Source organism: Catenulispora sp. GP43, assembly GCF_041260665.1.
In the GTDB taxonomy this organism is placed as follows: Bacteria; Actinomycetota; Actinomycetes; order Streptomycetales; family Catenulisporaceae; genus Catenulispora.
The window spans coordinates 101,744-128,689 of the sequence record NZ_JBGCCT010000023.1 but is presented as its reverse complement, the minus strand read 5'-3'; the positions used below and the strand labels follow the sequence as shown (position 1 = coordinate 128,689).

The 26,946-nt window shown below is 71.1% G+C and carries 24 protein-coding genes; 11 read left to right on the top strand and 13 right to left on the bottom strand.

Annotation, left to right across the window (positions count from 1 at the left end):
* Position 1: 1 nt before the first annotated feature.
* On the bottom strand, positions 2-805 hold the full coding sequence (locus tag ABH926_RS36660) for a helix-turn-helix domain-containing protein (protein WP_370370548.1): 804 nt from the start codon (positions 803-805) through the stop codon (positions 2-4).
* Between the two features lie 432 nt (positions 806-1,237).
* Between ABH926_RS36660 and ABH926_RS36655 the strand changes: the two genes are divergently transcribed.
* Entirely contained in the window at positions 1,238-1,918 is a 681-nt protein-coding gene (locus tag ABH926_RS36655) for a hypothetical protein (RefSeq protein ID WP_370370547.1), read from the top strand.
* A gap of 77 nt (positions 1,919-1,995) precedes the next feature.
* Here ABH926_RS36655 and ABH926_RS36650 read toward each other — a convergent pair whose 3' ends face one another.
* The 3 genes from ABH926_RS36650 to ABH926_RS36640 form a co-directional block, all read right to left on the bottom strand.
* Positions 1,996-3,393 (bottom strand): cell wall-binding repeat-containing protein, encoded by a 1,398-nt coding sequence (locus ABH926_RS36650; RefSeq protein ID WP_370370546.1) that lies wholly within the window; start codon positions 3,391-3,393, stop codon positions 1,996-1,998.
* 127 nt (positions 3,394-3,520) lie between these two features.
* Positions 3,521-3,949 (bottom strand): FMN-binding protein, encoded by a 429-nt coding sequence (locus ABH926_RS36645; RefSeq protein ID WP_370370545.1) that lies wholly within the window; start codon positions 3,947-3,949, stop codon positions 3,521-3,523.
* A 39-nt stretch (positions 3,950-3,988) separates the two neighbouring features.
* Positions 3,989-5,395, bottom strand: a complete 1,407-nt coding sequence (locus ABH926_RS36640; RefSeq protein WP_370370544.1) for a ferric reductase-like transmembrane domain-containing protein — start codon at positions 5,393-5,395, stop codon at positions 3,989-3,991.
* A gap of 269 nt (positions 5,396-5,664) precedes the next feature.
* On the opposite strand from ABH926_RS36640, the gene ABH926_RS36635 reads away from it, so the two are divergent.
* On the top strand, positions 5,665-5,838 hold the full coding sequence (locus ABH926_RS36635) for a hypothetical protein (RefSeq protein WP_370370543.1): 174 nt from the start codon (positions 5,665-5,667) through the stop codon (positions 5,836-5,838).
* 227 nt (positions 5,839-6,065) lie between these two features.
* Here ABH926_RS36635 and ABH926_RS36630 read toward each other — a convergent pair whose 3' ends face one another.
* The 3 genes from ABH926_RS36630 to ABH926_RS36620 all read right to left on the bottom strand — a co-directional run bounded on the left by ABH926_RS36630 (position 6,066) and on the right by ABH926_RS36620 (position 8,891).
* Positions 6,066-6,734, bottom strand: a complete 669-nt coding sequence (locus tag ABH926_RS36630; protein WP_370370613.1) for a DUF4097 family beta strand repeat-containing protein — start codon at positions 6,732-6,734, stop codon at positions 6,066-6,068.
* A gap of 136 nt (positions 6,735-6,870) precedes the next feature.
* Positions 6,871-7,284 carry a heme-binding protein gene (locus ABH926_RS36625; protein ID WP_370370542.1) on the bottom strand — a complete coding sequence of 138 codons (414 nt, stop codon included), beginning with the start codon at positions 7,282-7,284 and terminating at the stop codon, positions 6,871-6,873.
* Between the two features lie 212 nt (positions 7,285-7,496).
* Entirely contained in the window at positions 7,497-8,891 is a 1,395-nt protein-coding gene (locus tag ABH926_RS36620; protein ID WP_370370541.1) for a tetratricopeptide repeat protein, read from the bottom strand.
* A gap of 155 nt (positions 8,892-9,046) precedes the next feature.
* On the opposite strand from ABH926_RS36620, the gene ABH926_RS36615 reads away from it, so the two are divergent.
* The 3 genes from ABH926_RS36615 (at position 9,047) to ABH926_RS36605 (ending at position 11,980) form a co-directional block, all read left to right on the top strand.
* A complete protein-coding gene (locus ABH926_RS36615; protein WP_370370540.1) occupies positions 9,047-10,315 on the top strand; it encodes an alpha/beta fold hydrolase in 1,269 nt (422 codons plus the stop codon).
* 98 nt (positions 10,316-10,413) lie between these two features.
* Positions 10,414-11,148, top strand: a complete 735-nt coding sequence (locus ABH926_RS36610) for a neprosin family prolyl endopeptidase (protein ID WP_370370539.1) — start codon at positions 10,414-10,416, stop codon at positions 11,146-11,148.
* Positions 11,149-11,221: 73 nt separating this feature from the next.
* Entirely contained in the window at positions 11,222-11,980 is a 759-nt protein-coding gene (locus ABH926_RS36605) for a neprosin family prolyl endopeptidase (protein ID WP_370370538.1), read from the top strand.
* Between the two features lie 31 nt (positions 11,981-12,011).
* Here ABH926_RS36605 and ABH926_RS36600 read toward each other — a convergent pair whose 3' ends face one another.
* On the bottom strand, positions 12,012-12,746 hold the full coding sequence (locus ABH926_RS36600) for a TetR family transcriptional regulator (RefSeq protein WP_370370537.1): 735 nt from the start codon (positions 12,744-12,746) through the stop codon (positions 12,012-12,014).
* Between the two features lie 163 nt (positions 12,747-12,909).
* On the opposite strand from ABH926_RS36600, the gene ABH926_RS36595 reads away from it, so the two are divergent.
* Entirely contained in the window at positions 12,910-14,430 is a 1,521-nt protein-coding gene (locus ABH926_RS36595; RefSeq protein ID WP_370370536.1) for an MFS transporter, read from the top strand.
* 197 nt (positions 14,431-14,627) lie between these two features.
* Here ABH926_RS36595 and ABH926_RS36590 read toward each other — a convergent pair whose 3' ends face one another.
* Complete coding sequence (locus ABH926_RS36590) at positions 14,628-15,056, bottom strand: protein phosphatase (protein ID WP_370370535.1); 429 nt, start codon at positions 15,054-15,056, stop codon at positions 14,628-14,630.
* A gap of 9 nt (positions 15,057-15,065) precedes the next feature.
* Positions 15,066-15,689, bottom strand: coding sequence for an MgtC/SapB family protein (locus ABH926_RS36585; RefSeq protein ID WP_370370534.1), 624 nt, complete (start codon positions 15,687-15,689; stop codon positions 15,066-15,068).
* Between the two features lie 146 nt (positions 15,690-15,835).
* Between ABH926_RS36585 and ABH926_RS36580 the strand changes: the two genes are divergently transcribed.
* Positions 15,836-16,603 carry an adenylate cyclase gene (locus tag ABH926_RS36580; RefSeq protein WP_370370533.1) on the top strand — a complete coding sequence of 256 codons (768 nt, stop codon included), beginning with the start codon at positions 15,836-15,838 and terminating at the stop codon, positions 16,601-16,603.
* Positions 16,604-16,643: 40 nt separating this feature from the next.
* Here ABH926_RS36580 and ABH926_RS36575 read toward each other — a convergent pair whose 3' ends face one another.
* Positions 16,644-18,029 (bottom strand): MFS transporter, encoded by a 1,386-nt coding sequence (locus ABH926_RS36575; RefSeq protein WP_370370612.1) that lies wholly within the window; start codon positions 18,027-18,029, stop codon positions 16,644-16,646.
* A gap of 241 nt (positions 18,030-18,270) precedes the next feature.
* Between ABH926_RS36575 and ABH926_RS36570 the strand changes: the two genes are divergently transcribed.
* Both ABH926_RS36570 and ABH926_RS36565 read left to right on the top strand, forming a co-directional pair.
* Entirely contained in the window at positions 18,271-19,161 is an 891-nt protein-coding gene (locus ABH926_RS36570) for a helix-turn-helix transcriptional regulator (protein ID WP_370370532.1), read from the top strand.
* Between the two features lie 90 nt (positions 19,162-19,251).
* On the top strand, positions 19,252-21,150 hold the full coding sequence (locus tag ABH926_RS36565; protein ID WP_370370531.1) for a hypothetical protein: 1,899 nt from the start codon (positions 19,252-19,254) through the stop codon (positions 21,148-21,150).
* Between the two features lie 47 nt (positions 21,151-21,197).
* Here the strand turns inward: ABH926_RS36565 and ABH926_RS36560 are convergent, their stop codons facing one another.
* Positions 21,198-21,731: a DinB family protein gene (locus ABH926_RS36560; protein WP_370370530.1), complete on the bottom strand. Its 534-nt coding sequence runs from the start codon at positions 21,729-21,731 to the stop codon at positions 21,198-21,200.
* Between the two features lie 103 nt (positions 21,732-21,834).
* On the opposite strand from ABH926_RS36560, the gene ABH926_RS36555 reads away from it, so the two are divergent.
* Both ABH926_RS36555 and ABH926_RS36550 read left to right on the top strand, forming a co-directional pair.
* On the top strand, positions 21,835-24,024 hold the full coding sequence (locus tag ABH926_RS36555) for a DEAD/DEAH box helicase (RefSeq protein WP_370370529.1): 2,190 nt from the start codon (positions 21,835-21,837) through the stop codon (positions 24,022-24,024).
* 23 nt (positions 24,025-24,047) lie between these two features.
* The gene (locus tag ABH926_RS36550) at positions 24,048-25,049 is read left to right on the top strand and encodes a hypothetical protein (RefSeq protein WP_370370528.1); all 1,002 of its coding nucleotides are present in this window, start codon (positions 24,048-24,050) and stop codon (positions 25,047-25,049) included.
* Positions 25,050-25,090: 41 nt separating this feature from the next.
* On the opposite strand, the gene ABH926_RS36545 is transcribed toward ABH926_RS36550, so the two are convergent.
* Complete coding sequence (locus ABH926_RS36545) at positions 25,091-26,875, bottom strand: putative Ig domain-containing protein (protein WP_370370527.1); 1,785 nt, start codon at positions 26,873-26,875, stop codon at positions 25,091-25,093.
* Positions 26,876-26,946: the final 71 nt, after the last annotated feature.

Sequence of the window (26,946 nt, the reverse complement as noted above, 5' to 3'; positions counted from 1 at the left end):
ATCAGGCCCGCACCACGGTCACGGTGAAGGGATGGTTCCCCGGACGCCTCGGGGACGACGGGGACGAGGATGTCGTGTGCGCGATCGGTGCCGCCTTGGACGGGGCCGGGTCGGGTCGGGACGGGATGCCGTGACTGGTGCTCATGCCGGTGCCAGTGTCGGTATCGGTATCGGGGCCACCGCCTGAGGTCGCCACGATCACGAAGGCCAGCGCGAACCAGGCCCGGATCGCCCGCTGCCGGCTGTCCGACGGATCAACCGGATCGGAGGACTCGGAGGTCGTTGCGGCGTCGGCCCGCTCGGGCGGGCCGGCCGGCTCGGCGGGCGTCTCCGGTCGCGGATCAGGGCTCTGGTTCTGGCCCTGGTTCTGGCTCTGTACACAGGGTGCAGTCGCACGTATCCGACCGTCGCTTCCGGCTGCCACCGCCATGGGTCTGACGGGCTCGGCGGGCCCGACGGGTCCGGCCGGCTTGGCCGGACCCATCAGGCCCAACGGTCCCGGCGGCGGCGCCGGTGCCTTCGCCACCGCTGTCGCCGTCGCCGTCGCCGAATCCGACCCCAGCTCCGGATCCGACTGCGCGGCCTCCCACATCCGCACCAGCAGTGCCACGTCGCCGTCGCATGCCCTCACCACAGACACCAAGGCGTCGCGCGGGATCGGCGACTGCCCCGTGAAGTAGCGATGCAGCGCCGACCGGCTGTACGGAACCGCCTTCTGGAACTGGGCGAAACTCATCCCCGCCCGCTCCTTGAGCTGTTCCAGCTCGGCCAGCATCCGCCGCTGAGCCCCCGTACCCGGCGACATGACAACCCCCTCACTGATGCGATGAGGCGACGGTAATGCGCGGCGAAGTCCTGATTCATCCTCCTGGCGACCGACCGGCCGTCAACCTGTGCAGTACCCGGCGCCGCGCGCGCATCCCAGGTATGACGTGCCGGGACGCGATCTGGGACCCGCCGTGGGCCGGCTCCCACTACGGCTACGGCCGCGACTTCTACACCGGCTACGTCGCCTCGGTGGCGGCACCTGCCTCGGCCTGGTAGCGCTCGCGTCCCGGCGGTCCCGCCCGGCTGAACTGGCGTCCCGTGGATCTCGGCGCCGAGATCCACGGGGCGTCCGCCGTCCGGGCCGGGACCGCGGCCGGACCGATCCGCCGTTCGGGCGATACAGAAATGCCCGCTATTCCCCCGAATGGGAGAATGGCGGGGACTTCATCATCGGGCCGAGGAGGCCGCCATGAGGAATGACCGGTTGACCCGGCTGCTGGGACCCCTTGGACTCGGCGCGGTCGTGGCCTTCGTGATCGGATTCCTGATCCTCAACGACAACAACGTGCCTGGGAAGAACGCTTCGGCGGCTGCCGTCGTCTCCTACTACCAGACGCACTCCATGCGGGAGACGTGGTCCCTGTACATCGTGGCCGCCGGCGTCATCCTGATGGCGTTCTTCATCGGCGGCATGAGGACCGTGCTGCGCAAGGCGAACGAGGCGCACAGCTGGCTCGCCGACACCGCCTTCGCCGGCGGCATCCTGTTCATCGCGGGCTTCTCGACCACCGGGTTCCTGCAGTGGACGCTGATCAGCGCGGCCCACAACGGACAGACCCAGCTCGCCGGGAACATCAACTTCCTGTCGCAGTCGATCCAGCTGCCGGCCCAGGCCGGGGTGGTGGTCCTGGCCGCGGCGGCCGGCCTGGCGATCGTCCTGGGCTCCGACATCCCGGCCTGGCTGGGCTACCTCGCGCTGGCGATCGCCGTCGTCGCCGCGATCGGCCCGATCGGACTGATCGGCGTCCTCGTCGTGCCGATCTGGATGACGCTGTTCGGGTTCATGGTCGGCGCCAGGACCGCACCCCACGCCGCCGGCGAAAGGCGGAAGGCGATGGGGCACCGCATGACGCTGAGGCACCATCACTGAAAAGCTGAGGCACCACCACTGAGAAGGAGGCCGCATCAGTGATCTGATGCGGCCTCCTTCCCGTTCGTCTCAGGACGTCAGCGCTTCCACACCGGGTGGTCCTCGCCGCCGTGCGAGGAGCAAGCGCCGCTCCGCCCGCCCGACAGCGAGATGTCGCCGTCGTTGCAGACCTCCAGGTATCCGACCCCGCGCCAGAAGCTTTCGTTCGACGGAGCCGAGCCGATGCAGGAGAAGTAGGAGCAGATGTCCGCCGGGACCTGCGCGACCGTGACCTCCGAGCCGGACCCGCAGTAGTTGAAGCCGTACGGGTTCGCCGGTGCGCCGCACAGACCGTCGGACGGCAGGCCCTGGCCCCCGTTCGCGATGTCCTGCAACTGCCCGAACACCCCGTTGCCGACCGCGCCGGGCCCGCCGAAGACGACCGTCGCGGTCACGCCGCTCTGGTGCACGCCGACCAGCCACTGCCGGGGGTTGTCGCCGAGCACGGCCGAGTCCGTGAGCACGAGCGGACGCCCGAGGGCGGCCATCGCCGCGCCGCCGGTGAGCGCGTCCGCGAAGCCGCCGCCGGTGGCGACGCCGACGGACGCGCCAGCCGGGAACTGCTGCGCGACCGCGACGGCGGTGGCGTAGCGGTCCGTGCCCGAGAGCGAGTTCTCGCAGACGCCGGGAGGCGTGACGGCGTGGACCGCCACTCCGGCCTGGCCGCCGACCGTCGTCACCGCGGCGCAGTCGCCGGGTGCGGCGGCCACGAGCTTGCCGGAGACGTACGCCGCGGTGGCCGGGTCCAGGCTGCGGCCGTCGGACAGCACGATCGCGGCCGGTACGCCGCCGACCGCGTCCGGGCCCGCGGCGTAGGGGCCGGCGGTGAGCGCGTCGGCGTAGCCGTCACCGGTCGCGACGACGATCCGGGACGGGTCGCCCAGGCCGCGGCGCGCCACGTCCAGCGCCGTCAGGTAGCGGTTCGGGCCCTGATACCGGGTCACGGCGTAGCCGTCCCGGACCAGTTGGGCCTCGACCGCCGGCGAGACCGCCCCGGTCCCGCCGAGGATGTACACCGGCTGCCCGGCGCCGGGGCCCAGGACCCGCTGGATCTCGGCCGCGGTGGCGGCGGTGAGCGCGGTGGGCTGGGTGAGCAGGAGCGGGCCGTGCACCTTGGCGGCCAGCGGGACGCCGGACAGGGCGTCCGGGAACGTGTCGCCGCGGGCGAGGACGACGGCCTGCGCCTTGGCCCGCCCGGTGGCGTCGCCGGCGGCGTCGGCCCACTGCGACTGCGAGACCTGGACGCCGGTCAGGTAGCGGTCGCCGCCGTAGACGCGGCTGACGCCGGAGGCCGGGGCGGGCACGCTCGTCGTCGATGCAGCCGACAACGGTGCGGTGCCCGCGTGCGCGGCGGTGGCCATGGCGGCGGTGGCCGCCGCGATTCCGCAGGCCGCCAGCAGGGCCGGGATGCGGGGTGGTCGGGATGTCCGTGGCACCAAAGTCTGAACCTCTCTGTGGCTTCCCCCGTGGCCGATGGAGCAGATCGGATCAGACTAAGTACGGGTTCTGCGCCGTACCTCGGTCGTTCTGCGTAAGCGAAGCGGAGGCGTGAGCTGGACGGCTTCAGGTCTTGCTCGCATCGATCGCCGCCTGTAGCGAGGTCTTGTAGGCCTTGGAGGTGTACGTCGCCCCGCTGACGCCGTCGACGTGCGCGGACTGCGTGGCGAGGACTTCGCGGTCCAACACGGAGGCCGCCACTATCGAGCGGCCCCACGAGTCGTCGTTGTCATGCGGCAGGCTGATCGCGCCGACCTCGGTGATCCGGCCGTCTGCCGCCACGACGATGCGGACCTGCACGATGCCGTGCGTGATCGGGATCGGCGGCCCGGTGACGGTCGCCACCGCGGTGGGGCCGGAGCCGTGGACGGTCTTCGTGGCGGGGAGGGTCTCCGGGGTCAGGCCGTGGGCCGAGGTCTTGGCAGCGAGCAGGCCGCCCATCGTGCCGACGGTGCCGACGACCGAGAGCAGGGTCTTGAGATGGGGGATTCGCACTGGGGGTACTCCGATGCCCTCAGAAGGTGCCGGTGATTATCAGAAGTCGAAGATCTCGGTGTGGATCCGCCCCCGCCGGACCCCCGCCCGGCGCAGGTTCCGCACCGCCGCGCCGGCCATCCCGACCGAGCCGCAGATGAACACCTCGCGATCCTCCAGATCGGGGACCAGGTCCAGGAGCCGGTCGGCGGAGAGCGGATCGTTCCTGCGGCTGCCGATGGCCGGGATGTAGATGATGCGGCCGGCGGCGTTCAGGGCTTCGAGCTCGCGGGTGAGGATCAGGTCCCCGACCGTCGAGGCCCGCTGGATGAAGACGATGTCGTGCCGCCGGCCGTGCATGGTCTCCGCGATGGCCCGCAGCGGGGTGACGCCGATGCCGCCGCCGATCATCACCACGCCGTGCTGGCGGCGCAGGACTCCGGTGAACGCGCCGTACGGGCCGTCCACGAACACCCCGACCCCGGGGCGCAGGCGGCGCTTGAGCCGCCGCGTGTAGCCGCCCACGCACTTGAAGGTCAGGCGCAGGGTGTCCGCGTGCGGCGCCGCGGAGAGCGAGAACGGATGCGCCTGGTACCACAGGCCCCGGCTCATGAACCGCCACCGGAAGTACTGGCCGGCCTCGGCGCCCAGGTCCGCGACCCTCCGTCCGGTGATGTAGACGCTCATCGCGTCGGGCCCGACCTCCTCGACGCGCGTCACCCGGAAGCGGTGGTGCCGGTTGTTCAGGAACGGGATGACGACGCGGTTGCAGACGATCGCCGCCGCGACGACCGCGTGCAGGCCCACCCATACGTCCGCCGCCCAGGGGTTCCGCGTGAACTGCGCGCCCAGGCTGATCTGGTGCCAGAACGCGGCGGCCGCCGCCGGATACATCAGCAGGTGGATCGCGTGCCACCCCTCATAACCCAACCGCCGCCGGATGCCCCGCGCCGAGGTGAACCCCGCGAGGAGCATCACCAGGAACCCGATCGTCGCCGCGAGCACCCCCGGATACGTCCGCAGGATGCTGACGAGCACCGCCGGCGGCGAGGCGTGCACGCTGACCGAGTACGCGGCGATCACGAACCCGACGTGCGCGCACAGCAGCAGCACCAGATACCCGCCGAGACTGCGGTGCGCGGAGGCGAGCCACGACCCGAGCCGGTGCTCCAGCCAGGGTGAGCGCGCCATGAGCGCGATCTCGACGAGCAGCAGGTACGCCCCGACCAGCCCGGTGATCTGCGCCAGCATGACGAGGTAGTCCGGCAGCGACTGCATCCGGTCGGCCGGCGTCTGCCGCCACCACAAGGCCAGCAGCCCGGCGATCCCCGCGCCGAGCACGGCCAACAACACCGCCGACAACGGCCGGCGCGGCAGGAGGGGCAGGCTGTGCCGCCAGCCCCGCCGGGGTACGACCCAGTCGGCGTCGTACGGCGCTTCGAACCCCGCTGACCAACCTTGGACCACCTGAATGCTCCTCACGCCGGGGGACTCAGATTCCACCTGCGGGGGCGGCGCGGGAACACGTTTGTTCTAGCTTTTCTCAACCCTTTTCTGAAGCTTTACGGTTGGGGTGCATGTGGTGGGTGGCTAGGCGAAAGTCAAGGTCAAGGGCGAAGGGCTGCGCTTGCTGCCGCTTGCCGCTCCTGCTCGCCGCTCCGAGCATCGCGGCCGAGTAGCCGGGGAACCGCGCCGGGTAGCCGAACGTTTCCGTTGCGACGGAACGGGAGGCTTCCATGAAAGCAGCGGCACTGCTCAGGAACATGTTCCGGAGGCGGCACACCGCCGAGTCCGGTGAGGCCGTCAGACGCGCCGAGGCAGTCCAGCGCCGAATCCGCGAGGAGCGGCGCGACGCCCGTGCCGCCGCCACGGCCCGGGGCTTTCGCAATCGCGGCGATCGCGGCTTCTGAGGATCGCCCCGCTCACAGCTGCCGATCGTCGTGATGACGTTGTTCCGCAGCGCCAAGGAGCTCGCCGCCAATCTGTCGGCGGGCTCGGCGGGCTCGGCGGGCTCGGCGGCGCAGGCCGCCGACGGCGCGTTGGTGCTCGCCGTCGTGGCCTGCGCGCAGCTGCTGTTCGTCCGGACCCTGATTCGCAAGCGCCGGGAGCGGATCGGGGTCCGCCGCCGAGGCGCACCTCAGAGGCTGGTGGCGATGATGTCGCCGTGCGAGGTGGTGGCCTTGATGTTCAGGCCGGCGCCGGCGCCTTCGGAGTTCTTCAGCCCGTTGGTGATCCGGCCGTAGCCGCTGCGGGCGTCCAGGGTCCCGGAGACGCCGCGGGCGGCGGCGACCTTCAGGTCGCCCATGTCGGTGCGCAGGTCGAGCGCGCCGGACACGGCCTCGGCGACGGTGATGTCACCCTTGCCGTTGCGCAGCTGCGCCGGGCCGGTCAGCTTGGCGATGGAGACGTCACCCATGTGCATCTTGATGCGGGCGCCGCCGACCTCGTCCAGCTCGACCGCGCGGTAGCCGCCGTCGAAGGCCACCTCGCCGAGCCGGCCGGTGCTGTAGAGCTCGGCGGCGCCGGCCCGGCCCTCGATCCGCGAGCCGGCCGGCAGCGCGATGGTCACGTCCACCGAACCGGAGCTGCCCAGGATCTTGTTCGGGTCGGCCGTCGCGATCCGCAGCACGCCGCCGCTGAACTCCACGGTGGTCTGCGCCGCGGCCTTGGCGTCGCGCCGCTTCGACGCCTCGGACGGCAGCACCTCGACCGTGGTGTCGGTGCGCTCGCCGGCCAGCAGCCGGATCTGTCCCGCCGGGATGTCCAGGACGACGGTCACCGGGCTCGGAGTCTGGAACTTCTGCATCATGCTCTCCTGTGTCTGTGTGTCGCTGTCTGTGTCGTGTTCGGCGGGCCCGTCCGGCCCGCTCTCACATCACCGACTATCGGCGGGTGTCCTGACGCGGGCCTGACGTCGTCCTGACAGCGGTGCTGACACCTGGCTATGGTGCTTTGACCTGCGCGGCAGCGGCGGCGATCGCGTGGTCGGTCGCGGAATCGGGAGCGCCGGAGACGCCGACGGCCCCGATCACCCGGTCGTCGACGCGGATCAGGACGCCGCCGCCATACGGGACCAGCGACCGCGATCCGTTCAGGACCAGCCCGGTCCCGAACAGCGGTCCGCCGGGCTGGATGGCCGCCGTCAGGTTGATGCTGTCGGCACCGATGCTGATCGCGGTGAACGCCTTGCCGATGGCGGTGTCGATGGTGATGAGGTTCGCGCCGTCGGCACGGGCGAACGCGACCAGGTTGCCGCCATCGTCCACCACCCCGAGCGCGACGGCCACGCCGCGTTCGGCGGCCCCGGCGCGCGCGGCGGCGATGACGGCTTCGGCCTGGTCCAAGCTGATGCTCACGATGGGATTCCCCCTGCTGCTTCGCGGGGTGCCGGACGGCGTTCCGCGGGATGCCCCAAGGTTGGCCCGGTGCGGCCGGACCTGGGGAGAGTGCGCTTGACCTGGTGTCACCGCCACCAGGCTGGCCGACGTGATCGCAGAGCGGTGGCGAGGGTGTCAGCATCCGTTTTCTCGCGACCCGCGCCGGGGTCTCCGCCGTCCGCCTCGTGGCGTCAGCCGTGAACGCCCCGGTGCACCGGGTCCGCCGGGATGACCGGCGGCGGAAGCGGCGCGGTGCCGAGGGTCGTGGTGCCGGGGCGGGCCAGCCCGGTGAGCCCGTTCCGGTACGCCGCCACCGCCTCGCGGGTGCGGCCTTGGCGGTCGAGCAGGTCGCCGAGCAGCCGTGAGGTGTCGGCCAGGTCGCCGGTGACATCAGAGTCCTGCTGGAGTTCGACGGCCCGGCGGTAGTGGCGTTCGGCCGCTTCGGCGTCGTCGGCGCGCTCGCGGATCAGGCCCAGGAGGCGGTGCGCGGCGGCGGCGTGGACCGCGCCGTGGCCGGGGCCCAGGTCCGCCAGCAGCCGGGTGAGCAGCTCCTCGGCCTCGCCGGTGTGGCCCAGGCGCCAGCGGACGTCGGCCAGTTCGACCTCGACCTGCACCGCGTAGAACACGGCGTCGGCGGCGCGCAGCATCCGTGCGGCGGTGCGCAGCTCGGTCTCGGCGTCGGCGAGGCGTTCGTGCTGCGCGTAGAGGTAGCCGCGCATCCAATGGCACTGCGCGAGTTCGGTCCGGATCTCCCACTGCTGGTAGACGTCCTGCGCCTTGACGAGCGCGGCCTCGGCCTCGTCGAACCGGCCGCCGGCGGCCAGGGTGCGGGCGACGGAGCGGTGCAGCGTGGCCACGGCGACCGGGTCGGCGACGCGGGGCGCCAGGTCCAGCGCGAGGGTCGCGGCCTTCGTCGCCCGTTCCAGCGCGCCGAGTTCCAGATACGGTCCGATGACCGCGGCGTACAACAGCACCAGCGACGCCGGGTCCGGCAGGCCTCCGCCGTTCAGCTCGCTGATGGTGTTCTCGAGCAGGTAGCAGGAGTAGCGGACGTCGCCGGCCAGGTAGTACGCGGTCGCCCGGCCGCGGACGGCCCGCACCCGCGCCGGCAGCGGCCGGTCGGCCAGCAGCGCCTCGGCCTGCTCGAACTGGTCGCGGCCGGCGTCCAGGTCGCCCCGGCGCAGCAGGAACGAACCGCGCGTGACGCGCACGTCGGCGACCAGGTCGGGCACGTCGTTGCCGGCGGCGCGCTCGAGCAGGGCGGACAGCAGGGCCTCGGCTTCGGTCGCGCGGCCGTCGTCCATGGCCGCGTTCGCCTCGGCCAGGCCCTCGCGGATCTCCGCGCGCAGGCCGGCCGGGACGCCGGTGGCCAGTTCCTCGTAGCTGATCGCGAGGCGTTCGGCGAAGTAGCGGAGCGCCGCCTCGGAGGCGCGGGCCTTGCCGGCTTCGAGGGTGGAGACGTAGGCGGCGGTGTATCCGGGTTCGGCCAGGGCGCGCTGGGTCAGGCCGCGGCGGGTGCGCAGCTGTTGCAGGCGCGCCCCGATCTGGCCCTGGGTCTGCTGCTGGTCGTCGCCGGACAGGGGCATCGTGCCGTTTCTCCTCTCTCCAGAGCACTCCTACCACGAAGCGGATGCGGGGGTCTTGCCTGATCCGGCTCCGTGCCCTAGCTTAACCATCACTCTAAATGGAGTTACTGCTTCATTTAACTTGGGGGTGAGGCGCTGTGCCATCGGGGATCCGGATGACCGACCACGTGTTCACGGTTCCGCTGCACCACGACCGGCCGGGCGGCGAACAGATCGAGGTCTACGCCCGCGAGGTCACGGCCGACGAGTCGCGGCCGTGGCTGGTCTACCTGCAGGGCGGGCCCGGGCACCGCTCGCCCCGTCCGCTTCCGGCGGCCCTGGCCGCCGGCTGGCTCGGCCGTGCCGTCCAGGACTACCGGGTGCTGCTGCTCGATCAGCGCGGCACCGGCCGCTCGACCCCGGCGACGCGGCAGACCCTGCCGCGCCGGGGCGATGCCCGGCGGCAGGCCGAGTACCTCACCGCTTTCCGCGCGGACTCGATCGTCCGTGACGCGGAGCTCATCCGGCGGCGGTTGACCGGCGGTGCCCCGTGGAGCGTGCTGGGGCAGAGCTTCGGCGGGTTCTGCGCGGTCCGGTATCTGTCGGACGCGCCCGAAGGGCTCGCGGAGGTCTTCATCACCGGCGGCGTGCCGACGTTGGACGGCGACGCCGACGACGTCTACCGCGCCGCCTATCCGCGGATGGAGGACAAGAACGCGCTGTTCTACCACCGGTATCCCGAGGATGTGGAAACGGCGCGGGAGATCGCGGGGTTCCTGCGGGAGCACGAGACGGTGCTGCCCGACGGGACGCTGCTGACGGTCGAGGCGTTCCAGTCGCTGGGGATCGTGCTCGGTACGACCGACGGTGCGGATCGATTGCACTATCTGCTGGAAGACGCGTTCTGCCAGACGGACCACCAGCGGGAACTGTCAGACCGGTTCCAGTGGCAGGTGCAGGCAGCGCTGTCCTTTGCTGAGCGGCCGCTCTACGCCCTGCTGCACGAAGCGATCTACGCGCAGCGCACGGGACCTACGGCATGGTCAGCCAGCCGCGTTCGCAAAGAGTTCCCACGGTTCGACGCCGAGCGGATCCTGTCGGAGACGGCGGCCCCGCTGCTGTTCACCGGGGAGACGATTCACCCCTGGCACTTCCGGACCGACCCGGCTCTGCGGCCGCTGCGTGCGGTGGGCGAATCGCTTGCCGCGTATGACGATTGGCGGCCTCTGTACGACGCTTCCGTGCTGGCCGCGAACGAGGTGCCGGCGTTCGCGATGGTCTACGCGGACGACCTGTACGTCGATCTCAAGCAGTCGCTGACGAGTGCCGAGGCCATTCGAGGCCTGACCGTCCGGGTCACGGACGAGCACGAGCACGACGCGCTCAACGCGAGTGGCACCGATGTGATCGACCAGTTGTTCGGCATGGCGCGCGACGCGCGCTGAAAGCTCCTTTTCGAGGTACTCCTACTTCCATTCGAGGTACTCCCATGCCTGTAAGAGGGTTGCGCGGAAATCTCAGAACTCGAATAGCGGCGGCGGCCGTGTCCGCAGCGGCTGTCGGAGCCGTCGTCGTGGTTCCGGCCGGCAGTGCGCAGGCGGCGCAGTGCTGGTACGGGTCCTGCTTCAGCTACGTCACCGGCCGGCAGTTCACGAACACGACCGGCGCTTCGGTCACCATGGCGCAGGCCGCCCCGCGGAACGTCGCCGCGGACGGGCATTCGCTGCAGGAGCTCTCGCTGCAGACGTCCGGCGGCACCACCGTCGCCGACACCATCGAGATCGGGTGGACGGTGGATCCCGGGCTCAACGGCGACTATCAGCCGCACCTGTTCGTCTTCCACTGGGTCAACGGGCAGCCGACTTGCTACAACGGCTGCGGGTTCGTCCAGGTGTCCTCGACGGTGCGGGCCGGTATGGCCGTGACGCCCGGTACGACCGGAACCTTCGCGCTTCGGTACTACCAGGGGAACTGGTGGACGTACTACGACGGCGTCCCCTTCGGGTACTTCCCCGGCACGGAGTGGGGCGGCGCGTTCACCAGCGCGCAGATCGTCTCGGCGTTCGGCGAGGTGGCGGCGGATAGTGCGCCGAGCTGCACGCAGATGGGGGACGGGGTTTTCGGGAGCCAGAGCGGGGCGTCGTCGGTTTCTGGTTACCAGCTGTACGGATCGGCCGATCAGCCGGCGTTCACGGTGACGGCAATTGATCCGAGTTCGTACAACTACGGGGCGGTCACGGGGACTTCATTCAATCTGGGAGGTCCTGGTGCTTGCTAGGGTGCGCGGCGGCTTGGTCGCGGGGTTGTTCTCGGTGAGTCTGTTCGGTTCGGCGGGAGCTGTCGCTCCGGCGATGGCGGCAGTGTCGGCGCCGGTGGTGCCCTCGGCGGCTCCGGCCGCCGCCACGACCCCGACCGGTCCCATCTGCTGGTACGGCGCGTGTTATGACTACGTCAGCGGCCACCAGTGGACCGACACCACTGGCGTCAGCGTCCTGATGAAGGTCGAGGCGCCGGTCGTCAACCCCGCTCAGACCGGTGAGCACAGCCTGCAGGAGATCGCCCTGCAGAACACGGCGCGCACCTCGACCGTCGAGATCGGCTGGACCGTCGACCCCGAACTCAACGGCGACGCGCGGCCGCATCTGTTCGTCTACCACTGGGTCGACGGGCAGGAGAGCTGCTACAACGGCTGCGGCTTCGTGCAGGTCTCGCACGACATCAAGCCGGGTATGGCCCTGCACGCCAACGAGGCGGCGCACTTCGCCATCCAGAACATCGGCGGGAACTGGTGGGTCTTCTTCCGCGACGAGCCGGTCGGGTACTTCCCCGGCAGCCTCTGGAGCGGCACGTACAAGACGGCACAGCTGGTGTCGGTGTTCGGCGAGGTCGCGGAGAACACCGCCGACACCCCGAGCTGCACTCAGATGGGCGATGGACGCTTCGGTTCGGCGCCCGCTGCTTCCTGGATACGGGACTACCGCTTGGCGGGTACCAGCGACGCGCCGGACCTGAGCGTCAGCGCCACCAGCCCGAACCACTACGACGCGGGTGCCGTGACGGCGACCTCGTTCAAGCTCGGCGGACCCGGGACGGGGACTTGCTCCGGGTAGTGCTTTTCCAGCGGGACTGCCGCGCCGGCGCTTAAGAGCGCTTGCGCGGCACTTCCCGCGTGCCGTACTTCCATCCGGTCATGCACACCTCGAGCTGGTCGTCGTCCAGGGGTGCCGGGGCCAGGACGGTGGTGGCGCCGCCCGAGCGGGCGCGCAGGCCGTCGACGAGGACGGCTAGGTGGCGGCGCCAGACCTCGGGGTCGGCGGGCGCCGTGAAGTCGACGACGCCGACGGCGGAGATCAGCAGGACGCCCACGTCGGTGGGGACCACGTCCGCGCGGAGGTCGCCGTCGGTCTGGGCGCGGGCGATGAGGTCGTAGAGCGCCGGCTGGACGATGTCGCGGACTACCTCTTCCTTGTCCTTCTCGCACAGGTCGAGGTACTTCTGGCGGGAGAGCATCAGGTCGCGGAGCCCCTTGTCGCGGCCCTGGGACTCCAGCATCGCGGTCATGAAGTGGATCAGGCCGTCCCAGGCGCGGGGCAGGGCCACCGACTCGGCGACGATGCGCTCGATCGAGGCGAGCATGTCGTCGAACAGGGCATCGATCAGGGCGTCGCGGTTCGGGAAGCGGCGGTAGACGGTGCCCACGCCGAGGCCGGCCTCGTGGGCCACCTCGTCCAGGGAGGCGTCCAGGCCGCGGCGGCCGAAGACGATCTTGGCCGTGTCCAGGATCAGCTGCCGGTTGCGCTCGGCGTCCCGGCGTAGCGGGCGGTGTGCGGCCGGTGCCGCCACCTGCGGTTTGTCCGCCTCGGTCCTGGCGTTCATCACGACTCGCTCCTGTTTTCGGCGGTCTTCGGCGACAGCCTGGGTGAATCTTAGACCCAGTTAAATGGAACACCTCTCTCCATGTGGAGGCAAGTGCTCCACTTGGCTGGTACAGTCGTCCCGGTAAGTGGAAGAGCATCCTCCAGATACAGGGGGCAGAACGATGGCAGACGTCCAGACGACCGGCGCGGGGGCTCAGACCGCCGACGCCCCACCCGCCGCACACCCCGACCCCCATCACGCCAGGCGCTGGTTCATCCTGGGGATCATCGGACTGGCCCAGTTGATGATCGTGCTCGACGTGACGATCGTGAACATCGCGCTGCCGGACGCGCAGAAGGCGCTGGGCTTCTCGAACGGCGACCGGCAGTGGATCGTCACCGCCTACTCCCTGGCCTTCGGCAGCCTCCTGCTGCTGTTCGGCCGGGTCTCCGACGTCATCGGCCGGCGCGCGATGTTCCTGCTCGGCCTGGTCGGGTTCGCCGCGGCCTCGGCACTGGGCGGCGCCGCGCCGAACTTCGAGATCCTGGTCCTGGCCCGCGCGCTGCAGGGGGTGGCCGGCGCCATGCTCGCCCCGGCCGCGCTGTCGCTGCTGTCCACGACCTTCACCGAGGCCAAGGAGCGCGCCACCGCGTTCGCCGTGTTCGGCGGCATCGCCGGTTCCGGCGCGGCGATCGGCATGCTGCTCGGCGGTGTGCTGACGGAGTACATGAACTGGCGCTGGACGCTGTTCGTCAACGTGGGCATCAGCGTGATCGCCGTCGCCGGCGCCTTCATCCTCATCCCGCGACACCCGCGCAGCGCGGATCGGCCCTCGCTCGACATCCCGGGCACGGTCCTGGTCTCGGCCGGCCTGTTCGGCATCGTCTACGGCTTCGCCAACGCCGAGTCCCACCCCTGGAGCGCGCCGGGCACCTGGGGCTTCCTGCTCGCGGGCGTGGTGCTGCTGGCGGCGTTCACCTGGTGGCAGACCCGCACCGCGCACCCGCTGCTCCCGCTGCGCGTCATCCTGGAGCGCAACCGCGGCGGCTCCTACCTGGCGATGTTCCTCACCGGCATCGGCATGTTCGGCGTGTTCCTGTTCCTGAACTACTACCTGCAGGAGATCCTGCGCTACTCGCCGGTCCGGACCGGCGTGGCCTTCCTGCCGATGGTCGCCGCCCTGATGGTGACCGCGACGATCAGCACCACCCAGCTCTACCCGCGGATCGGCGCGAAGATCCTGGTCTTCGTCGGCATGCTGATGGCCGGCGGGGGCATGGTCTGGCTCACCGGCATCAGCCTCACGTCCAGCTATGCCGCGAACATCCTCGGCCCGCTGCTGGCCATCGGCGTCGGCATGGGCGCCATCTTCGCCCCGGCGATGAACGCGGCCACCTCCGGCGTGGAGGCCCACGACGCCGGCGTCGCCTCGGCGACCGTGAACACCGCCCAGCAGATCGGCGGCTCGATCGGCACCGCGCTGCTGAACTCGCTGGCCGCCACCGCGCTGACCAAGTACCTGGTCGGCAAGAACCCCGCCAACCCGGTGGTGCAGGCCAACGCCGCGATCCACAGCTACGTGGTCGCGTTCTGGTGGGCCGCCGCGATCTTCGGGGTCGGCGCCATCATCTGCGGCCTGATCCTGAAGGCGGGCAAGCCCGACCCGGCGGACCCGGACGCGGCTCCGGCGATCCACGCCTGATCGCTTATAGCTGAGTTCTGACACCGACCCCGGCGCGTGATCGCGCCGGGGTCAGTGCTGTGTGGCGGCCCGGTCCGGCCGTTCCGTGCCAGACCGGTAACGGCCAAGCGAAGCCGGCGGCCAGGCCATCGACATGACCGACAGCAGCGGGAACGTAATCGCTCCTACCGTCGCCGGGTCGGCCACCCGCACCATGATCAGCCGAACGCGGCCACGAACCGCCGCTGCCACGGGGTTTCCACAGCCTGTGGAGAGTAGTGCTCCCGTACGTAGGCGACCGCCGATTCCGGCGGAACACCATCGAGCACTGCGATACAGGCCAGCGCCGTCCCGGTCCGTCCGCGACCCCCGCCGCAGGCGACCTCGACCCGTTCGGTCTCGCAGCGTCGCCAGGCTTCCGCGAAGCCTTCGCGCGCCGCCGGCTTGTCCGCCGGGAGCCGGAAGTCGGGCCAGCGGATCCAACGGCTCTCCCACGGCACCGCCGGCGGCTCCTTGCCCAGCAGGTACAAGGCGAAAGCCGGCTCCGGGCCCTCGGGCATCGGATTCCTCAGGCCTCGGCCGCGCAGCAGCCGGCCGGAGGGGAGGCGGAGCACGTCGTCTGCCGTCGGATCCCACAGGTGTCCCATACGGTGATGCTAGGAGTACTCGTCGTCGTTGGCGCGGTCGTACGCGACGGTGACGATTCCCGGTGTCGCGACCAGGTGCTCGGTCAGGGCGTTCGCGTCCCCGCGTCCGGTCAGCGTGAGGGGGACCTCCACGGTGTGCAGCTGCTCGCCGGCTTCGTGTCTCTCGCGCCGGTCTTCATGACCTCCGCCGCTGAACGACGCCACGAAGAAGCCCGCGCCGGTGCAGACGTCGAGCACTGTGCGGAGCAGGCCCAGCCCGGCGCCCGCGGCGGCGCCGACGCCGGCGGTCAGCCACAGGGCGGCCGCCGTGGTCAGGCCGCGGACGCTGTCGCGGCGCATGAAGATCACCCCGGCGCCGATGAAGCCCAGGCCGGACACGATCTGCGCGGCCACTCGCGAGGGGTCCAGAACGACCAGGTCCGGACGGAGCACGTCCGTGAAGCCGTACTTGCTGACCAGCACGAACAGCGCCGCCCCCAGGCCGACGATCGTATAGGTGCGCAGGCCCGCGGCCTTCTGCCGGATCTCCCGCTCCAGCCCGATCGCCGAGGACAGCACGAAGGCCACCGCCAGCTCTCCGACCTGCGCCCAGCCCTGTCCCGTCGGCTCCTCCCACAAGATCGATGTACTCATCCCGTCATCATGCCCGGTGTTATCCGGCTCACAAGAGAGCGTCAGTCCTCGAATAGTGGAGCGGTGTGCTGCATAATGGACTCTTTGTGCGTCGCCGCATGCCGGCGGCGGTCGGGCCACGGGGAGGTGTGGCAAAACTGAAGGCCTTGAAGAAACCGGAGCGCCACGCTGCCAAGCAGGCCTGGCGGATGCCCGGCGCTGACCTGGACCGGATGTTCACGCTGGTCCGGGAAGTCGGGCAGGTGGAACTGAAGTTCACCGTCGCCGACGCCTCGTTCGAGGCCGTGCGCGAGCTGCTCGGCCTGGGCGCCGAGCGGGTCCGGAACGTGTACTACCTGGACACCCCGGACCTGACCCTGCGGCGGCATGGCGTGCTGGTCCGGGTGCGCGGCGGGGAGCGGCCCAACGATTCCGTGGTCAAGCTGCGGCCCATAAACCCCGACCGGGTGCCGGCTGCCATGCGCCGCTGCGACGACTTCACCGTCGAGGTGGACGTCACGCCTGACAGCTTCATCTGCTCCGGCGCGCTCAAGCAGCGCCTGAGCCGCACCGCCGTCGACCGCGCGGTCCGCGGCCGCACCCCCCTGCGCACGCTGTTCTCCGACGAGCAGATCGCCCTGCTCGACAGCCGCCGGCACGGTCTGCCGGCCGTCGACGACCTCGACGCGCTCGGTCCCGTCGAGGTGCACCGCACCCGGCCCCGCGACGGCGAACCGGGCTGCGGGCTGGAACTGCAGGAGTGGACGTACCCCGACGGCTCGCAGCTGCTGGAGGTGTCGACCCGCTGCACCGCCGCGGATCTGCTCCAGACGGCGGTGCGGGCGAAGGCGCTGCTGGACCAGCACGGCATCAGGCAGGCGGGCCCGTGCCCGACCAAGGCCGACACGACGTTGGACTACTTCACCCGACAGTGATGCGACGATCACCGATCGTCGCATCACCTGACCTTCGGGGTCAGGAGCGCCCGGCCTTCGGCAGCGCCAGCGTCGCCACCGTGGTGGCGGCCAGCAGCGCCACCGAGATCAGCAGGCTGACATGCAGCCCGGTCACGAACCCGCCGTGCTGCGCGACCAGCGCGCCGAAGCCGGCCACCGCCAGCGCCCCGCCGGTCTGCCGGAAGGAGTTCAGCACGCCTCCGGCCAGCCCGGCCCGCTCCGGCGCGATGCCGCCGAGCATCATCGCGGTCAGCGAGGGCACCGCGAAGCCGAGCCCGCCGGCCAGCGGCAGCAGCAACAGCGCCAGCCCCGGGGCGCTCGTGTGCCCGTTCACCAGCAGCAGGACCAGCAATCCGGCGGCGCACGCGAGCTGCCCGACGAGCACCGGCGTGCGGGCGCCCCAGCGGGCGGCGGCGCGGGCCGAGAGCAGGTTCGTGATCGTGCACAGCACGGCGGTCGGCATGAACACCAGCCCCGCGCCGACCGCGGAGCGGCCCAGAACGTCCTGCGCGAACAGGCCGAAGACGAAGATCAGGCCGTAGTACGCCGCGTTGATGACGAAGCCGACCGCCAGGCAGACCGCGACGACCCGGTCGCGCAGCAGCCCCAACGGCAGCATCGGCTCCTTCGTCCGGTGCTCGACCGCGCCGAACACGCCGAACGACACCAGCGCCAGCAGCACGCTTCCCCAGGCCTGCGGCCGGCCGAAGCCGGAGGCGCCGCCGGATATGACGCCGTAGGTCAGGGCGGAAAGGCCGACGATCGCAGTGAGCTGGCCCGGCAGATCCAGCGGCGCCGGACGCCGCGCCGAGCGCTCGGTACGGCGCAGCGCGGCCAGGACGATCAGGCCCACCGGCAGGTTCAGGAAGAAGATCGAGCGCCAGCTCACCGAGCTGGTGAGCGCGCCGCCCAACACCGGGCCGACCGCCGTGGACGCGGCGCCGGCCATCGTCCACTGCGCGATCGCCGCGGCCCGGGCCCGCGAGTCCGGGAACGCCTGGCGCACCAACGCCAGCGACGACGGCAGCATCAGCGCGGCCGCGCTGCCCTGCACCAGCCGCGCCCCGATCAGGAAGCCGAGCGAGGGTGCCAGCCCGCAGGCGACCGAGGCCAGCGTGAAGGCGGCGGCTCCGCCCGCGTACAGGCGGCTGGCGCCGAGCCGGTCGGAGAAGGCGCCGGCCGACAGCAGCAGCGCGGCGAACATCAGGGTGTAGGCATCGACGATCCACTGCAGTCCGGCCGTGGAACCGCCGAGGCCGCGGCCGACCGCCGGGAGCGCCACGTTCACCGCCGAGGCGTCCAGGGCGATCATGACGAAGCCCAGCAGCGCGGCGAAGAGTGTGAGCTTCGGCGAGCCGGTGGTGTGGCTCGGTGCGGGCCCGGGTGCCGCGGCGACGGTACCGATGTTCTCGGGGTGCCGGGCTTCGCGAGCGGCCTCCTGCTGCCCGCCGATCGGTGCGTTGGTGGCGATAGACACTGTGGTCCCCTCCTTCGCGGCCCGCCGGTCTGACGGCCGCTGTATCCACCGTCGCAGAGCCCGCCCACCGCAGGCAGACCGTGGTGTTCGGGGGTGTGGCAGCGGGGGGTGCGACAGGGCCCCCCTCGCGCCTTCCGCCCGCCGGGACCGCTTTGGCAGACTCGGGATCATGACCGAGCAGCAGCCCGAACTCGGCAGATTCCTGCGGGCCAGAAGGGCCGGCGTCGCCCCGACCGACCTCGGCCTGCCCCTGGGTGCCGGCCCACGCCGCACGCCGGGACTGCGCCGCGAGGAACTCGCGGCGCTGGCCGGCGTCAGCATCGACTACTACATCCGGCTGGAGCGCGGCAAGGAGACCCGGCCGAGCCCCGCCGTCGTCGAGGCGCTCGGGCGCGCGCTGCGCCTGGACGCCGAGGAAGTCGCTTACCTGCGGGAACTGGCCGCGCAGGCGGCACGCGGCGGCGCGCCGTCCCCGCAGCGTCCCGCGGTGTCGCGCAATGTGCGCCCGACGCTGCGGCGGCTACTCGAGACCGTGCGCCCCTGCCCGGCCTACGTCCTGAGCCGTACCAACGACATCCTCGCGGCGAACCCGAGCGGCTTGCACCTGACTCCCGGCATGGCGGACTGGCCCGAGAAGAAGCGCAACACCATCCGCTATACCTTCCTGCACCCGCAGGCCCGCTCACTGTGGCCGGACTGGGAGACCAAGGCCCGCGCCTGCGTCGCGCACCTGCGCGCGGTGGCCGGCACCGACCCGGACGACCCGGAACTGGCCGCCATCGTCGGCGAGCTCGCGGTCAAGAGCCCGGAGTTCAGCCGCATGTGGGAGCGCTACGACGTCCGCCGCGTCGGCAACGGCCAGAAGACCTTCCTGCACCCGGCCGTCGGCACGATGACGCTCAGCCACGAGGTGATGGAGATCAACCACACCGGCGGCGGCCGCATCGTCGTCTACAGCGCCGAACCCGGCACCCCGGACTACGACGCCATGGTGCTGCTGGACATGGAATCGGTTGCGTCGTTCGCTGGCGGGTTTTCCCCACAGCCTCACACAACCTAAGAGCATTTCCGCACTGTCAAACCACAGAGAGGACGGCGAATCGCCGCCGCGCCTCACCGAGGATTGACGGGGCAGGGGTGTGGGCTTGACATGAGCGCGGGCACGGCAATACCCGACGCGCAGGAGAAGGACACGGCGCTTAATCCCGGCCACGGGGCGCGCCGCAGGGTTCCGGACGGGGTCTCGTCCCTGCTGAAGCGGGACGTATTCGGCGTACGCCTCGGTGTCCTGTTGCTGATTTTCCCGGTGATCCTGGCCGGATTGGGAATGCAGATAACCAGCCGCCAGTATTGGAACCATCCGCCGGACAGCCGCTATTACCTGACGATGATGGCGCGCGACATGGGCTACTCCTGGGGCCAGGCGGTCCACGCCGAACTGCGGGTCGCGCCGGCCAACCACCTGTCGCCGTGGTACTTCGCGGACAACGACCCGACCTGGCAGATGGTGCGCGTCCGCGTGCTGTACCCGGTGCTGTCGCTGCCCTTCATCTGGCTGTGGGGTCTGTCCGGCGGCTCGCTGGCGGTCCCGGTGCTCGGCACGGTGCTGTTCATCTGGGCGATCGCCCGGGTGCTCCAGCGGCTCTACGGTCCGGCGATCGCGGTCATCGTCGCCGGCGGCTTCAGCCTCACGACCCCTGTCAACGTGTTCACCTGGGCGGGAACCGACACGCTCGCGATGGGGCTGGCCGGGGTCATCGTCTTGAACCTGCCGATCGAGCGCCGGATCGGCAAGGCGAATCTGGTGTGGCTCGGTGCGGCGTCGGTGTTCATCGCCATGACCCGGCAGGTCGGCGTGCTCGCCCCGGCGATGGCCGGGGCCGGATGGCTGTGGCTCCTGGTGCGGGAACGCAACTGGCGCAACCGCTGGCTGGGGTCGCTGGTCGTGACGGCCGCGACCACGTTCGTGATCCAGGCCCTGGCGATGACGCTGGCGAACGCGAACACCGCCGGTGTCATCGGGCACGGCCAGACCGGCTACTGGGGCATCCTCCGGCAGTTCGTCCACTACATGAAGGTCGTCACCGAGCAGGCGACGACCTTCATGTGGCACAACGACCGGATGCTGTACGCGCTGCTGATCGCGGCCGGTATCTCGGTCCTGGCCCGGTTCGGCTCCGACGCCACCGCCGTCTTCGTCGGCGCCGTCGCCTCCACGTACGTGCTCACCGCGAGCGTCGGCTTCTCCAGCCTCATGCGCTACGAGATGGTCATGTTCCCGGCCGCCGCGGTCGCCGCCGGACAGCTGGTCCAGCTCGCGCTCGGCGACCATCTGCGGCACCCGGCCGGGGACCCGGAGGTCCTCGAGCCGGCGCCGACCCGGCTCCGCGGCTGGTTCTCCGACCGCCGCGCCGCCGCGGCGCTCACCAAGCCGGGCCGCCTCCTGGGCCTGGACCTGCCGAGCCGGGACCGCTGGAAGCCGCAGCTGGTCCTCAACTCGCTGGCCCTGGCGGCCGTCATGGGCGTCGCGCTCCACGGCTCCTGGTCCTCCGCGGCCCCGGCCCCGACCTCGCCGTCCTACGCCGCGGCCCAGGGCGGCTCCGGCTACGCGGTCACGCCGCTGGCCACGCAGTCGGCCGAGCAGACCTTGAAGATCTTCTTCCACCAGGCGATCGGCCTGGCCCACGACAGCACCGACCTGCAGGACTCGCTCGACTGGACGCACGCGATGCGCTACCGGCCCACCGCCTCGGACCAGCCGGGCTGGGCGACCCGCGACAAGGACGGCACGGCCGTGATCAACCCCAACGCGATATCCGCGGGCCGGGACCTGATGGAGGCCTACGGCCGCGGTCTGTCGCTGGACTCGACCGTGAAGCCGGACACCGTCAAGATCCTGAGCCGCCAGGTCAGCGAGTACGGCGAGGACGTCACGTTCACGGTCCAGGACAGCTCCGGCGCGACCCATCAGGGGACCGCGACCACGCTCTACCCGATCTGGAACAAGAAGGACGGGTCGACGGTGACCTCTATGGTCTTCGATTCCTGATCCACGCGGACCGCTCCCGCTCCCGCTCTGCTCCTGCTCCGATCCGCTCAGCCGAAGGGGTTGAGGACGAGATATCCGTCGATGCGGCTGAGCCGATCGGAGACCGGATCCGGCGGGAGCGCGTGCCCCAGGTTCTCGGCGCGGACCTCGCCGATCCACTGGTCGTGCTGGTACTCGTGGTTGATCAGCGCGACCAGCAGATGGCCGCCGACCACGGCCATCTGGCCGGGCGCGCCGACCTCGCCGGCGGCGATGGCGCCGATCCGGGCGTGGACCCGTTCGGCGACCGTGCCCCGGAACGCGGACAGCCGCTCGACGGTCGGCAGCGCCCCGCGGAACTTCTCCGGGTTCGCCGAGTCCATGATCCCGTCCAGCTCCGGGTCGGGGCTGGGCTCGGCCGCGGTGAGATTGCGGATCATGAAGTGCGCGACGTGCGCCTGATGGCCCAGATGCCAGCCGATGGCGCTGGAGTCCTCGTGCGGGCGCCAGGTGACCTCGTCGGCGGTGAGGTCCCGCCAGAGCTCGTCGGTGTGGGCGCGGGCGCGGTCGTATTCGGTGAGCAGGGCTTTGAGCTCGTGCATGACTCCACCTGTCGGTAACTGCGGTCCGGCCCGGCCGGACTTCTGACACCCCTTGCCGCTACGCTGGCGCCGCTGTCGCGACAGCCGAGAGGGGGCGGTTCCCATGCCCAGACGGCAGACGTTCACCAACTCGTCCGGTGTGAAAGCCGTACTCCACGCGGCCGCCGACGCCGAGGCGGCGATCGGCGAGATGCACGCCGGCGATGAGCGCCGCCATCAGGCCGTGCGCGACGCCTATCAAGCCTCTCACGCGGTGGCCGTCGTGGGCCGGCTCCGGGCCATCTCGATCGAGCGTCTCAGGGACGTGACCGGCGCGCGGCTGCCGGTCACGAAGCTGGAGGAGGCCGGCTACAAGTCCATCGCCGACCTGCTGGAGGCGACGCCGGAGCAGCTGCGGCAGGTGCCCGGGATCGGGGCCAAGGGCGCCGAGCGCACCGTGGAGGCGGCGCGCCACATCGCCGACGCGGCCACCGCCGGCACCCACGTCACCGCCGACATGGACCTGCGGGTCGACGACGCCGCCGCGCTGCTCGCCGCCCTCTACCGGGTCCAGACCGCGGACCGGGTGCTGCTGAAGGTCCGCGAGCCGGCCAAGCGGATCGGCGGAGCGCTGACGACTCTGGCCGGCGCCGCCAAGCCCTTGAGCAGCCGGATGCGGCGCGCGCTCATCGGCCGCACCCGCCGCGAAGAGGCGCAGGACGCCGTCGACCGGCTTGAGGGCTTGCTCACCGACCCGGAGACGGCCCGGGACCTGGACCGGATCAAGGCGGCGAACGAGAAGCTGCGCGGGGTGAAGCCGCCCCGGCGCAGCACCGTCCGCACCGACTTCGAGAAGCGCTCCGCCGACTACTTCAGCACCCTGAGCCGCATCGCCGGCGCGCGGGCGAACGGCGAGGCGGCGCGCGGATTCCTGCCGACCAGCCTGGCCGACCGCATCGCGGTGCAGGACCTGGACCAGACCCATCTGCGCGTCTCCTTACGGGCCTACCAGGCGTTCGGGGTCCGGTTCGCGCTGGCCCAGAAGCGGGTCGTCATCGGCGACGAGATGGGCTGCGGCAAGACCGTCGAGGCGATAGCCACGCTGGCGCATCTGCGGGCCGAGGGGGCCAAGCACTTCCTGGTCGTCGTGCCGGCCAGCGTCCTGATCAACTGGCTTCGCGAAGTGCGCGCGCACAGCGCCCTGCGGCCGTACCGGCTCCACGGCCCGGAGGGGGAGGCGGCCCGGCGGGCCTGGCTCTCCGGCGGCGGCGTCGGCATCACCACCTTCGAAGCGCTCCCGAACCTGGACCTCCCGCCCCGCACGGACATCGCGATGCTCGTCGTCGACGAGGCGCACTACGTGAAGAACCCCGGGACCCTGCGCTCCAAGGCCGTGCGCGCCTGGACCGACCGGGTGGAGCGCGTCATGTTCCTGACCGGCACCCCGATGGAGAACCGCGTCGAGGAGTTCCGCAACCTGGTCGACTACCTCCAGCCGGACCTGGTCGACTCGGTCGGCGAGATCGACGCGGTCGCCGGCTCGGAGGCGTTCCGCAAGGCCGTGGCGCCGGCCTACCTGCGCCGCAACCAGGAGGACGTGCTCTCCGAACTGCCCGAGATGGTGCAGATCGAGGAGTGGGAGGAGTTCGGCGGCGAAGAGGAGGCCACCTATCGCGACGCGGTCGCCGCCCGCAACTTCATGGCGATGCGCCGCGCGGCCTACGCCTCCGGCGACCCGGCCACCTCGGCGAAACTCCGCCGCCTGGTCGAGATCGTCGACGAGGCCGAGGCCAACGGCCGCAAGGTCGTCGTCTTCTCCTACTTCCGCGACGTCCTGGAAACGGTCTGCCGCACCCTCGGCGAACGCGCCATCGGCCCCCTCACCGGCTCCATGCCCCCGCAGCAGCGCCAGGAACTGGTCGACACCTTCACAGCCGCGAAGAAGCCCGGCGTGCTCGTCAGCCAGATCCAGGCCGGCGGCGTGGGCCTGAACATGCAGGCGGCATCCGTGGTCATCCTCTGCGAACCGCAGGTCAAGCCCACCCTGGAGACCCAGGCGATCGCCCGCGCGCACCGCATGGGCCAGATCCGCCGGGTCCAGGTGCACCGGCTGCTGGTCGCCGACAGCGTCGACCAGCGGATGCTGGAGATCCTGGACGCGAAGTCAGGACTCTTCGACGCCTACGCCCGGCGCAGCGAGACGGCCGAGACGATGCCGGAGGCCAAGGACTTGTCGGACGCGGCGGTGCGCAAGCATGTCATCGACGCGGAGCGGGAGCGGCTCGGGTTGGAGAACGCCCCTACACCGCGTTAGCCCTTCGGGCCATACTGCTACCCATGGAGCCCGCTCGGTTGGGACCGTTACGTCGCGACCTGGCCCATGCCGTCCGCATGGGCCCGTTCTCCGCGACGCTGCACCTGGCGATCGAGGCCAGCGGCCTGACGCTCGACCAGGTCCGGCTGGAACTGGCTGCCCGCGGCGCCTTCGTGTCGATGGCGACCTTGAGTTACTGGCGTCGGGGGCTGAGCCGGCCGGAGCGGCCGGAGTCGTTGCACGCGGTGTCGCTGCTGGAGGAGATCCTCGGGTTGTCGACCGGGGCGTTGAGCGGCCAGTTGGGGCCGCGCCGGCCTCGGGGGCGTACGGCTGTGCGCCGGGAGTCGGGGCTGGACGTCGTCGACGCGTGGGATGCCCGCCACGAATACGAGGGACTGCTCCAGGGGCTGGATCCCGCCGGGCGTCTGGAGATCACGCGGGTGTCCACCCAAGACCGCTACAGCCTCGGAGCGGACCGGCGTGAGGTGTCACTGGCGACGAGCCAGGTCCTCCGGGCCGAGGCCGACGACCTGAGCCGGATGACCGTGCTCTACCGCACCTACGATCCGCCGTCGCCCGCGCCGGTCCTGACCGCGCTGCACGGTTGCCGCGTCGGGCGGGTGCGCATCGCCAAAGACAGTGGCTTCGTGGCCGCGGAGCTGCTCTTCGACCGGGTGCTGCGTCGCGGGGAGACGGCTGTCGTGGACTACGAGCTGACCGGCCTGTCGCCGTCCCCTCCGACGGAGACTGACTTCTATCAGCGCTTCTTTCCCTACGCGACGGCGCTCTACGTCCTCAGCGTCCAGTTCGACCCGGCGACCGTCCCGGCGCGCTGCGTCCGCTACGAGCGGCGCACGGAAACCGCGCCGGACCAAGGGGTTCGCGAGGTGTGGGTGGGGGCGACCGGCCAGGCCCATGTGATGGCCACGGACGTCCCGCCCGGAGTGGTCGGGCTGCGCTGGGACTGGGGGGCGGGCCTCCACGGCGCACCGTCGATACGCCGTGGAGACCCGCCCGATCAGTGAGAGCCGGGCTCAGAACCCGTATCCGTATCCGTACATAGTTATCAGAATCCGTATATCTGGTAGCTGAAAGCGGCCTTGCCCGTGCCGCCGCCGGAGTCCGTGGCCGTGACGGTCACCTGGTAGGTGCCCGCCGTGGTCGGCGTCCCGGAGATGACACCGGACGAGCTGATGGTCAGGCCCGGAGGCAGACCGGTGGCGCGGAAGGTGAGCGGCAGGTTCTTGCTGTCCGAGGCCTGGATCTGGAGCCCCTGGGACTGGAAGCCGACGAACCAGATCTGGTTGCCCGGGTTCGTCACCGTGACGGTCCCGCCGCCGGTGGTGCCGTTGACGGTGAGCGAGTACGCCGCCGTGTGGGACGTGCTCCCCGCGGTCCCGGTGACGGTCACCGAGTACGTCCCGGGCGGCGTGGACGCCGCGGTGCTGATCGTCAGCGTCGAGCTGCTGCCGGCGCTGACCGAGGCCGGGCTGAAGCTCGCCGAGGCGCCGGAGGGCAGACCGGAGGCGGACAGCCGCACCGTCACCGCCGAACCGGAGGTGATCTTGGTGCCGACGGTGCTCGTGGCCGAGGACCCGGGGTTCACCGAGCCGGACGCCGGGCTCAGCGACACCGAGAAGTCGTTGCCGGGCGGCGGCGGAGTCGTGCCGGAGGCGAAGCCGGAGACGCCGTTGGGCGTGCCGACGCCGGTCGGGCCGTCCCAGCCGGTGCCCGCGTTGCAGATCACGGTGCCGCAGGAGCCGTTGCTGCCGCTGGTGACGTCGTTGAACTCGGCCTCGTTGGCGTAGAGGTAGGACACGCCGTCGTCACCGGACGCCGGGGCGCCGGCCTGGGCCCACATCGCCGAGATCAGCGGGGTGGCCAGCGAGGTTCCGCCGTACTCCAGCCAGCCGGACTGGCCGTAGCTGTCGTAGACGGCCAGGCCGGTGTTCGGGTTGGCGTCGGCCGAGACGTCGGCGCTGGCCCGGTTCGAGCAGTCGGTGGTGACGTTCTGCTGGTAGGCGGGCTTGGCGAACAGCGAGGAGCAGCCGGAGCCGCCGCTGTTCCACACCGTCTCCGACCAGCCACGCGAGTTCGAGGCCTGGCTCAGCGAGGTGCCGCCGACCGCGACCACGCTCGGGAAGGTCGCCGGGAACTGGGCGTTGGAGCCGGACTGGGTGCCGTTGTCGCCGGTCGCCGCCGCGATCATCACGCCGGGGTGGTTGTAGTGCGTGTCCAGCCCGGTGCTGAAGTTGCTCTCGGCGTCGGAGTAGCTGTTGGACACGAACTTCGCGCCGAGCTTCACCGCCTCGTCGACGGCGGCGCCCAGGTCGGTGTCGTTGTTGGTGTTCGCCTCCACCAGCATGATGTGGCACCCGGGACACGCCGCGCTCACCGCGTCCAGGTCCAGCGTGATCTCCACACCCCATCCGGAGTCGCCGCTGGGATAGGTGGTGCCGCCGTTCTGGTCCACCTTCGAGAAGCAGCCGCTCGACGTGGTGCACGCCGACAGGCCCCACTGCGAGCGGTAGGTCGCCAGGTCGCTCTCGGCGTTGGGATCGTCGTAGGCGTCGACGATGGCGACCGTCTGTCCGCTGCCCGGGTTGCTGCCCAGGTTGTAGGCGGACTGGATGTCGCTGGGGCCGAAACCGGTCGGGGCCGCGGGACTCGCCCCGCCGCGCACCAGTTGAAGGGCGTCGCAGTGGGCGTGCCCGGCGGCTGCGGTGGCGGCGCAGCCGGCGGGGACGACCTGGGGCACCGAAGCCGCCTGCGCGGATGGGGCCAAGGCCGCCAGCGCGGCGATGGTGGATACGGCCGACGCGATCGCGCCGGCCATGAGTATCCGCCTCATGTGTTCTCCTCTCGCGCCCCGCGGCCACGCTGTCCGCAGCCTGATTCCGGGGGCCGAGTGGGAGTGTGGTG

Coding starts and splice junctions, on each gene's coding strand:
- ABH926_RS36660 (WP_370370548.1), bottom strand. CDS start 805: ATGTCGCCGGGTACGGGGGCTCAGCGGCGGATGCTGGCCGAGCTGGAA.
- ABH926_RS36655 (WP_370370547.1), top strand. CDS start 1,238: ATGAGGAATGACCGGTTGACCCGGCTGCTGGGACCCCTTGGACTCGGC.
- ABH926_RS36635 (WP_370370543.1), top strand. CDS start 5,665: ATGAAAGCAGCGGCACTGCTCAGGAACATGTTCCGGAGGCGGCACACC.
- ABH926_RS36630 (WP_370370613.1), bottom strand. CDS start 6,734: ATGCAGAAGTTCCAGACTCCGAGCCCGGTGACCGTCGTCCTGGACATC.
- ABH926_RS36620 (WP_370370541.1), bottom strand. CDS start 8,891: ATGCCCCTGTCCGGCGACGACCAGCAGCAGACCCAGGGCCAGATCGGG.
- ABH926_RS36615 (WP_370370540.1), top strand. CDS start 9,047: ATGACCGACCACGTGTTCACGGTTCCGCTGCACCACGACCGGCCGGGC.
- ABH926_RS36605 (WP_370370538.1), top strand. CDS start 11,222: ATGGCGGCAGTGTCGGCGCCGGTGGTGCCCTCGGCGGCTCCGGCCGCC.
- ABH926_RS36600 (WP_370370537.1), bottom strand. CDS start 12,746: ATGAACGCCAGGACCGAGGCGGACAAACCGCAGGTGGCGGCACCGGCC.
- ABH926_RS36595 (WP_370370536.1), top strand. CDS start 12,910: ATGGCAGACGTCCAGACGACCGGCGCGGGGGCTCAGACCGCCGACGCC.
- ABH926_RS36590 (WP_370370535.1), bottom strand. CDS start 15,056: ATGGGACACCTGTGGGATCCGACGGCAGACGACGTGCTCCGCCTCCCC.
- ABH926_RS36585 (WP_370370534.1), bottom strand. CDS start 15,689: ATGAGTACATCGATCTTGTGGGAGGAGCCGACGGGACAGGGCTGGGCG.
- ABH926_RS36570 (WP_370370532.1), top strand. CDS start 18,271: ATGACCGAGCAGCAGCCCGAACTCGGCAGATTCCTGCGGGCCAGAAGG.
- ABH926_RS36565 (WP_370370531.1), top strand. CDS start 19,252: ATGAGCGCGGGCACGGCAATACCCGACGCGCAGGAGAAGGACACGGCG.
- ABH926_RS36560 (WP_370370530.1), bottom strand. CDS start 21,731: ATGCACGAGCTCAAAGCCCTGCTCACCGAATACGACCGCGCCCGCGCC.
- ABH926_RS36555 (WP_370370529.1), top strand. CDS start 21,835: ATGCCCAGACGGCAGACGTTCACCAACTCGTCCGGTGTGAAAGCCGTA.
- ABH926_RS36550 (WP_370370528.1), top strand. CDS start 24,048: ATGGAGCCCGCTCGGTTGGGACCGTTACGTCGCGACCTGGCCCATGCC.
- ABH926_RS36545 (WP_370370527.1), bottom strand. CDS start 26,875: ATGAGGCGGATACTCATGGCCGGCGCGATCGCGTCGGCCGTATCCACC.